The following is a 7,683-nucleotide window of genomic DNA, read 5'->3' on the forward strand; positions in this document are numbered from 1 at the left end:
CAAGCTTTGTGGTTAATGAATAATCGCCCTAGGAAATGCTTAGATTACCAAACACCTTTGGAAGTATTTTTACACGAACTCTTATTAATTGAGTAAATAAAAAATTGTCGCAATAATTATTGCAATTCAACATAACAAAAAACATAGTGAGTACTCTTAATTGTAAATAGAGACTCACTATGTTTTTGTTTGGATTATAATTTTCCGGTGCCAATATTCTGGATATTGGGTTGGGTGTTATGTTAATTATTTTCTCGCTTTATGAACTTTTAATTTTTTCCCTTTTACAGTTCGGTTTTGCATCTCAGTGATAACATATGGTCCCATACCATTCAGTATTTCAACGTATGTGACATTTTCTTGGATGGTAATAATACCAATGTCCTCGGCTTCGACACCTTTAATATTCGTTAAAGTTCCTACAAAATCGACAGCTCTAAGCTTTTTCTTTTTCCCACCATTGAAATAGACTTTTGTAATATCTTTATTCAATTCTTTATTACGTGCTGTTTTTAATACAGGTCTTGAATTAATTTTCTTCTCAAAAGCTGTCTTACGGCTCATAACTTGGCGATTGCTTGGAGCTTTAATCTCTGTAAAGTGCATATCAGCTTCTTTAGCATACTCACTTACTTCTTGCCAACGCTTCATCTCATTATCGCTAATTAAAGTTAAGGCAACCCCTGTTTTCCCTGCACGTCCAGTTCTACCAGTTCTGTGAGTGAAACTTTCATTCTCAAAAGGAACATTATAATTGATAACATGCGTCACGTTATCAATATCAATACCTCGTGATGCAACATCGGTTGCGACCAAATAACGCAGTTTACCAATTCTAAATTCCTGCATGACATCCGAACGGTCATCTTGATCCATTCCACCATGTAATTTATCGATTGGAATCCCTGCTTTTGCTAAATAACTATCGACTGCATCAACCACATCTCTTGTATTGCAAAAAATGATACATGTATCTGGATTTTCAATCGTTAATAGGTCCAATAATAACTTTTCTTTAGGCAATTCTTGGACTCGAATATAAGATTGTGAGATGTTTGGCGTGTTTTCTTCTGATTTCTCCATTTTTATTGTCTTATGATCTTTTTTCATATAAAAGAATGCAAGTCGTTCGATTTCAGACGGCATTGTAGCGGAAAATAACATCGTTTGACGTTCTTTAGGTAAATAATCAATAATGTCTTCAACTTGTTGGATGAAGCCCATATTCAGCATTTCATCGGCTTCATCAAGAATCAAACTCTTAACTTCATCCACATTTAAAGTGCCTTCTTGAAGATGCTCTAAGATACGTCCTGGAGTACCAACAACAATGTGACTTTTCTGCTTCAGTTCTGATTTTTGAGTTTTAAATGAAGATTTACCATAGACTGCCGTCACTTTAAATCGTTTAAAACGACCGATATTCATAATATCTTCTTTTATTTGCATTGCTAATTCACGTGTTGGTACTAAGATTAATGCTTGCGGTTTATTCTCTTCCCAAACAACTTGCTCACAAAGTGGAATACCGAAAGCAGCCGTCTTACCACTTCCTGTTTGCGATTCAGTGAGAATGTCTTCTTTATTTAATGCGAGTGGAATAATTTCCTGTTGTACTGATGTTGGATGATAATATCGAAGGCTATCTAAGGCTTTAGTAATTTCTGAGCTAATACCCATCGATTCAAATGTAATTTTTTTCATGTTTTCCTACTTTCTTTACTACGTCGCATCAGTATATCAGATTGTCAGACAAATGGTATGAAAAAATGTAATAAATATAAAATATTTCCGTTAATTCAAATAAAAAACTGCCCTAATTAATATAGAGCAGTTTTATAAAGAATGAATTTAACGACTAATTAATACATCACATTGGGCATTTCGAACAACATAATCTGTAATTGATCCAATAAGCATCTTCGCTACACGACCTTTACCTGTCGCTCCTAATACAATTAAATCAATAGACCAGCGGTCTACTAATACTTCAGCAATTTGAGTACGAGGATCTCCATAAATTAATTCTGTTTCTAAAGAAACCCTTTCATTTCTAGCATACTCTTTTAGTGAGTTTAATAGTGATTCACGCTGTTCTTTAGGAATATCTTGACCATCATCTTCCTTCACTACTCGAACTAAATACACATTACTATCCCATTCTCTTGCTAAGCGGACTCCTCGTTTGAATGAATCGATCGACTGTTGTGACCCGTCAACTGGCAAAAGTATATTCTCATATATTTTTGACATTAGTATCAACACCTCTCCTTATTGTAAGCGCAACCAACCTGCCTATATTCATTATAAAACATACATCAGAATAAGCAAGAATTAAAGATAGTAAAATGAATATAATCAATATACAACAAAAAAGAATACACCTGCCTGTTCGCAGATGTATTCGTATATGTGTTTATTAAAAGGGATTATAAAATCTTCCACCATTAACAAAGAATAATAAAATTCCAATGACGGTAATTATAACGATCAAAGCCAAGGCGATAACATCTTTTTTAGTAAAAGGTCTATATCTATACCATGTTCTTAATTTATTTTTCCCAAAGCGACGTAACTCCATTGCTTGGCTTATAATTTCAATTCGATTTAAGCTACTAAAGATTAAAGGCATAATGATTTGTGCAGAGCGGGTAATTCGTTTCATTAGTGATGTTTTCCGGCTCATCTCCAGTCCACGAGCTTGTTGAGCTTGTCTAATCTCAAAAAAGCTGTCTTGAATATCCGGAATATAACGTAATGCCAATGATACAGCGTAACTAATTCGGTACGATACACCAATTCGATTTAAACTTGAAGCAAATTCACTCGGATCTGTTGTGAATATAAATATTAAAGCTAAGGGAATGGTCGTAAAGTACTTAATTGCGACATTAAACTCATAAAATAATTGTTCTGCCGTAATTGTATACCGTCCGATGCCATCAAATAGCACTGTTCGCGAGTTATACAATTGTACGCCATACTCTGGTTCAAAGATATATATTGTAAGTAAATTTAAGATAGAAAATACTAAAACAAAATAGATTAATACTTTAATATTTCTCCATGGAATACGTGCGATATAGAACAAAATTAAACTAAAGATTGTCATTGCTACTAAAAATCGAGTGTCAAAGCTAGTCATTACAATTAAGGATAATAAGATAAAACTAATCAACTTTGTGGAGCCACTTAGATTATGTATGATTGTCTTATTAGGGATGTAACCAAATAAATTCTCTTGACTCATCAGCGCATCCCCCTCTCATAACGCATAAAGCGTCCAATAAAATCTTCTGAAGTCATCGAAGGTAAAAGTTTACCTAATTGGTATAGACTTGTCTCAGTAAGATGGGCGGCTTTTAATAAATGAGTATTAGAAAACAACTCTGATGGATTCGTATCGGCTAATAATTTACCTGTATCAAACACCAATGTTCGATCTGTATACTCTTGCATTAAATGCATATCATGCGTAATCATTAGAATAGTCATGTCTCTTTCAAGATTGAGTTGGTTAAGAAATTGCATCATATCAGTATAATGCGCGTAATCCTGTCCTGCTGTTGGTTCATCTAAGATAAGAATTTTAGGATCTAAAACAAGGATACTCGCAATTGTCACCCTTCTCTTCTGCCCATAACTTAAAGCCGAGATTGGCCAATTACGGTATGGATATAAGCCACAAATTTTTAAAGTATCAAACACTTTTTCTTCAATGTCACTTTCTTTCCATCCGCGATTAATTAAACCTAAAGCAACTTCATCGTAAAGCATAGTTTTTGAAATCATATTGTTTGGATTTTGCATAATAAAACCAACCGTATCCGCAATTTCTTTAATGGATAAATCGCGAATCTCTTCGTTATTTACGATGATTTTCCCAGAACTGGGCTTCACAAAACCACTAATTGCTTTTGCTAATGTTGATTTACCGGCACCATTAGTCCCGACAATACTGATCATTTCGCCTTCATTTACTGAGAATTTAATATCAGACAAGGTTTGGACATTAGTTTCTGAATTATACGAAAAATTAAAGTGGTCGACTCTCAATATAGTATCTTTTTCATTAAAATCTTCTTCGTGTGTCACTTGACTCGCCCACTCTTCAATAAGCTTGATATCTTCAGATAATAGATTTATTTGGCTGAAAGTGTTCACATGATTATATTTATTAATATCAATCCCAGCGTACTTCATCGCTGTTAAATAAAGCGGTTCTCTAACACCAACTTCTTGTAAGACCGTGCTTTTTAATAGCTCCGTTGGTGATGAATTAAACACTAGCTTACCTTCATCAATGACCAAGATACGATCAATATCTGCTAAAAGAGCCTCTTCTAAACGATGTTCTACTATTATTGTTGTATAGTTGTGCTTTTTGCTTAATTGGTTGATTAAACGCATTGTATCCGCACCTGATGCCGGATCTAAGTTTGCTAATGGCTCATCAAATAATAAGATAGGCGCATTATTAACTAGAATGCCACTAATTGAAACACGCTGCTTCTGGCCACCAGAAAGTTTATTCGGCATGCTTTGAAGTAAGTCATCAATTTCTAGAGTTTCACTCCAATTCTCGACAATGGTTTGCATCTTTTCTTGCTCCACACCATCGTTTTCTAATGCGAAGGCAATATCTTCAGCAACTGTTAGGCCAACAAATTGTCCATCTGTATCTTGTAAAACCGTTCCTACTTCTAAGGATAAGTCAAAAATAGAGCTCGTTTGTACTTCTTTTCCATTGACTGAAACAAACCCGTCAAGTTGACCTGGATGTGTATTTGGTATTTGCCCATTAATACAACGAGCAATTGTCGATTTCCCTGATCCACTCGGTCCAACAATTAATATTGTTTCGCCGGCGTAAACATCGAAGTTAATATCGATGAGATTTTTTTCTGCCTGACTATCATATTGAAAACTAACTTTATCAAATTTGATTATCGGCGTTCTTTTTTCTTGAAGGTCCATATAAATTACTCTTTCGTTAAGCTTCCACTTTTAGTTCGGGTTTTTGTATAGGCTGTAATCAGTAACGTTCCTAATACTCCGACGGCAATTGAATTCATAACAGCTGAAACAAATCCTTGGACAAACACTTTATTAGCAGGTTCTGAATAAATTAGAATATCTAGAAGCGGTGCAATAATCCCCCATGCTAGAACATTTGTAACGACTTGTCCGATATTAAATGTAATCATATCTTTTTTAGTAAATTCGCCTGATTGAATGTTTAAGCGTTTTGCAATTAATCCATAACCAAAGCCAGTGACACCAGAAGAAAGAACCCAACTCCACCATAAACCATATGTAAGTAAATCTTTAATTGCATGTCCAATTAAACCGATTAATAAACCAGCAACGGGTCCATAAATGACAGACATTAAAGCTAAAAATGGATACGTCGTTTCAATACTTGTGTTTGGAACTCCCGTAGGAATTGAAAGGAAACGTCCTAGAATGAAGAAGACAGCTGCACCAATACCTACAGCAACGAGTTTAATTATAGATGAATTATTATTATTATTCATAAATCTATTCTCCTTTTACTTTTTTTATTTGAATTAACCAGTCATTCCCTGTCCCGATATTATATGTTTGAGAGAAGTTCTGTTGGTTAATTGCTACACCTAAACGAATTAATGAGTTAATATATCCTACAGTCTCACCAACTGCAACATCAGCAAAGCTGTGTCCGAATAATAATTGGTTATCGTACTTTTTAATATCATCATGGAAAATTTGTACACTGATTTTATCACCCGTTTGAATCCCAGCTTCTTCAACGAGTTCTAATGGAATATTTGTCCATAAAGAACCAAAGCGAACATCTAGAATGTCAATGACACCGTGAATGACACCATCACGTAATTCAGGTTCTGTGATCTCTAATGTCTTAATTGAGTCAACAATCACTTCTTTAGATAAATTATCATAATATGATTCATTATCCGCAATCATTGCACCATTATAAACATAAACATCACGGCCATGGAATGTATGACTTTTCTCAGAATGTGGTAGACGATCAACTTCTTCATTAATTTCTTTAACACTTTCTAAACCAACGAATTTTGCAACATGTGATAATGATCCATTATCTGGAGTGACAATGTATTGTCCAGCAGTTGTTTTTGCAACGACACTTCTTCTGCTACTACCAACACCTGGATCTACTACAGACACAAAAACAGTTTTTGCAGGCCAATATGCTACTGTTTGTAACAATCTATATGATGCATCATTAATATTGTAAGGTTCAATTTCATGTGTTAAATTACTAATTGTTACTTCTGGCGCAACAGTGTATGCCACACCTTGCATAGCTGAAACTGCCCCATCCACTAATCCAAAATCTGTCTGTAATACTAAATGTTTATTATTCATTTTGACCTCCATCATGTAAGATAAATTTAAATTTTTTCATTAAAAAATCCCTGCGTAAAAAATTACGCAAGGACGAGAATATATATTCACGTGGTACCACCTTCATTTACAAGAGCGTTGAACTCATTGTCTTATTCAGTAAACAATTCATTGATTTACTGAGACACTGTAACGGGTGCCGACGTATATATCTTAAGCTCTACTTTCGATATATCCACTCAAAGACCATTTTCTATCTATCATAATTACCTTTTTCCAGCTTACGAGGCTCTCTATAAATTATGAATAAATATACTTTTCTTTTCAATGTGTTTAATATTCTCATTATTTTTTCATGATATAATTTAACGTTAATATATCAGCTATAATTATTAAAGTCAATGTTATTTGAAACATCTCCACCCCTATGATAATAATGTTCGTGTCATCTTATCCTAGCGTCATTATAAAATTTTCCGATTTCGAATAAAATATAATAGTGTTTCAATTATTAGAAATGGTAATGTATATAAAAATATATAAGCCGAGAATGACCCTAAGAAACTATCCGAGAAAATAAAGAGAACAATTGATAATAAAAGCAAGCCTAAGATAATAGAAAGTGTTACGAGCATTTTGTGACTAAAACGAGTTAATCTATTAACTGCATAGACAATAAAATGAAATAATGCCGTATTTATTAGTGTTGAAAAAATTGCGGTAAAAGGGATCATGGGAATCAACTCTATAATCGAATTCGAAGGATCTATCACTCTAATACCTTCAATGACGGCATACTGTCCAAGTCCTGTGAGTATTAAGCGGAATATAAATTGTTTAATGATCGTTATTGTTGTCATAGGCACCTCTTAAGTTTGATTTAATTATTTAACCAAGCTGCTTTTAATACACTTTCCTTTGCACCATTCGTCATTGTCTTACCGTCTGTAATTAGAGGTCGTTTAATTAACATACCATTTTTAGAAAGTAGATCAATAATTTCCGATTCATTCATTGTATCCAACTTATCTTTTAAGTCCATTTCACGGTACAGATTCCCAGATGTATTCATTATTTTACGAACTTGCCCATTCGTTGATGCAATTGCTTGTTGAATGACTTCTTCACTCGGTGGATTATCGCGAATGTCGATAATATCATCTACACTGACACCTTCATCTTCTAAATATTTCTTTGCTTTTTTCGTAGTCGTACAATGACCTAAACCGTAAATTGTTAACATAAAAAACATACTAAGATTAGTAGTGAGTAAACCACGACGGTGGATTTCTCACTACTATTTTTTTATAG

At 34.0% G+C, this 7,683-nt stretch carries 7 protein-coding genes and 1 other annotated feature; all 7 genes read right to left on the reverse strand.

Going from position 1 to position 7,683, the window contains the following annotated elements; genetic code table 11:
• Positions 1 to 246 precede the first annotated feature (246 nt).
• The 7 genes from ACFO5Y_RS09015 to ACFO5Y_RS09045 all read right to left on the reverse strand — a co-directional run bounded on the left by ACFO5Y_RS09015 (position 247) and on the right by ACFO5Y_RS09045 (position 7,615).
• Positions 247 to 1,704 (reverse strand): DEAD/DEAH box helicase, encoded by a 1,458-nt coding sequence (locus ACFO5Y_RS09015; protein WP_197105320.1) that lies wholly within the window; start codon positions 1,702 to 1,704, stop codon positions 247 to 249.
• Between the two features lie 147 nt (positions 1,705 to 1,851).
• On the reverse strand, positions 1,852 to 2,253 hold the full coding sequence (locus ACFO5Y_RS09020; protein WP_138403397.1) for a universal stress protein: 402 nt from the start codon (positions 2,251 to 2,253) through the stop codon (positions 1,852 to 1,854).
• 166 nt (positions 2,254 to 2,419) lie between these two features.
• The gene (locus ACFO5Y_RS09025; protein ID WP_197105319.1) at positions 2,420 to 3,250 is read right to left on the reverse strand and encodes an energy-coupling factor transporter transmembrane component T family protein; all 831 of its coding nucleotides are present in this window, start codon (positions 3,248 to 3,250) and stop codon (positions 2,420 to 2,422) included.
• On the reverse strand, positions 3,250 to 4,977 hold the full coding sequence (locus ACFO5Y_RS09030; protein ID WP_197105318.1) for an ABC transporter ATP-binding protein: 1,728 nt from the start codon (positions 4,975 to 4,977) through the stop codon (positions 3,250 to 3,252). The genes ACFO5Y_RS09025 and ACFO5Y_RS09030 overlap by 1 nt, the downstream gene beginning before the upstream one ends.
• Positions 4,978 to 4,982: 5 nt before the next feature.
• Entirely contained in the window at positions 4,983 to 5,537 is a 555-nt protein-coding gene (locus ACFO5Y_RS09035) for an ECF-type riboflavin transporter substrate-binding protein (protein WP_197105317.1), read from the reverse strand.
• A 4-nt stretch (positions 5,538 to 5,541) separates the two neighbouring features.
• Complete coding sequence (locus ACFO5Y_RS09040; protein WP_197105316.1) at positions 5,542 to 6,393, reverse strand: SAM hydrolase/SAM-dependent halogenase family protein; 852 nt, start codon at positions 6,391 to 6,393, stop codon at positions 5,542 to 5,544.
• A 65-nt stretch (positions 6,394 to 6,458) separates the two neighbouring features.
• Positions 6,459 to 6,709, reverse strand: a binding site (T-box leader).
• 543 nt (positions 6,710 to 7,252) lie between these two features.
• Positions 7,253 to 7,615 (reverse strand): Spx/MgsR family RNA polymerase-binding regulatory protein, encoded by a 363-nt coding sequence (locus tag ACFO5Y_RS09045; protein ID WP_197105315.1) that lies wholly within the window; start codon positions 7,613 to 7,615, stop codon positions 7,253 to 7,255.
• Positions 7,616 to 7,683: the final 68 nt, after the last annotated feature.

This window comes from Ruoffia tabacinasalis (genome assembly GCF_042652985.1).
Classification (GTDB): domain Bacteria; phylum Bacillota; class Bacilli; order Lactobacillales; family Aerococcaceae; genus Ruoffia; species Ruoffia tabacinasalis.

Bases quoted from the DNA above. Each gene is read 5' to 3' on its own strand.
- ACFO5Y_RS09045 (WP_197105315.1), bottom strand. From the start codon at position 7,615: ATGTTAACAATTTACGGTTTAGGTCATTGTACGACTACGAAAAAAGCA.
- ACFO5Y_RS09040 (WP_197105316.1), bottom strand. From the start codon at position 6,393: ATGAATAATAAACATTTAGTATTACAGACAGATTTTGGATTAGTGGAT.
- ACFO5Y_RS09020 (WP_138403397.1), bottom strand. From the start codon at position 2,253: ATGTCAAAAATATATGAGAATATACTTTTGCCAGTTGACGGGTCACAA.
- ACFO5Y_RS09030 (WP_197105318.1), bottom strand. From the start codon at position 4,977: ATGGACCTTCAAGAAAAAAGAACGCCGATAATCAAATTTGATAAAGTT.
- ACFO5Y_RS09035 (WP_197105317.1), bottom strand. From the start codon at position 5,537: ATGAATAATAATAATAATTCATCTATAATTAAACTCGTTGCTGTAGGT.
- ACFO5Y_RS09015 (WP_197105320.1), bottom strand. From the start codon at position 1,704: ATGAAAAAAATTACATTTGAATCGATGGGTATTAGCTCAGAAATTACT.
- ACFO5Y_RS09025 (WP_197105319.1), bottom strand. From the start codon at position 3,250: ATGAGTCAAGAGAATTTATTTGGTTACATCCCTAATAAGACAATCATA.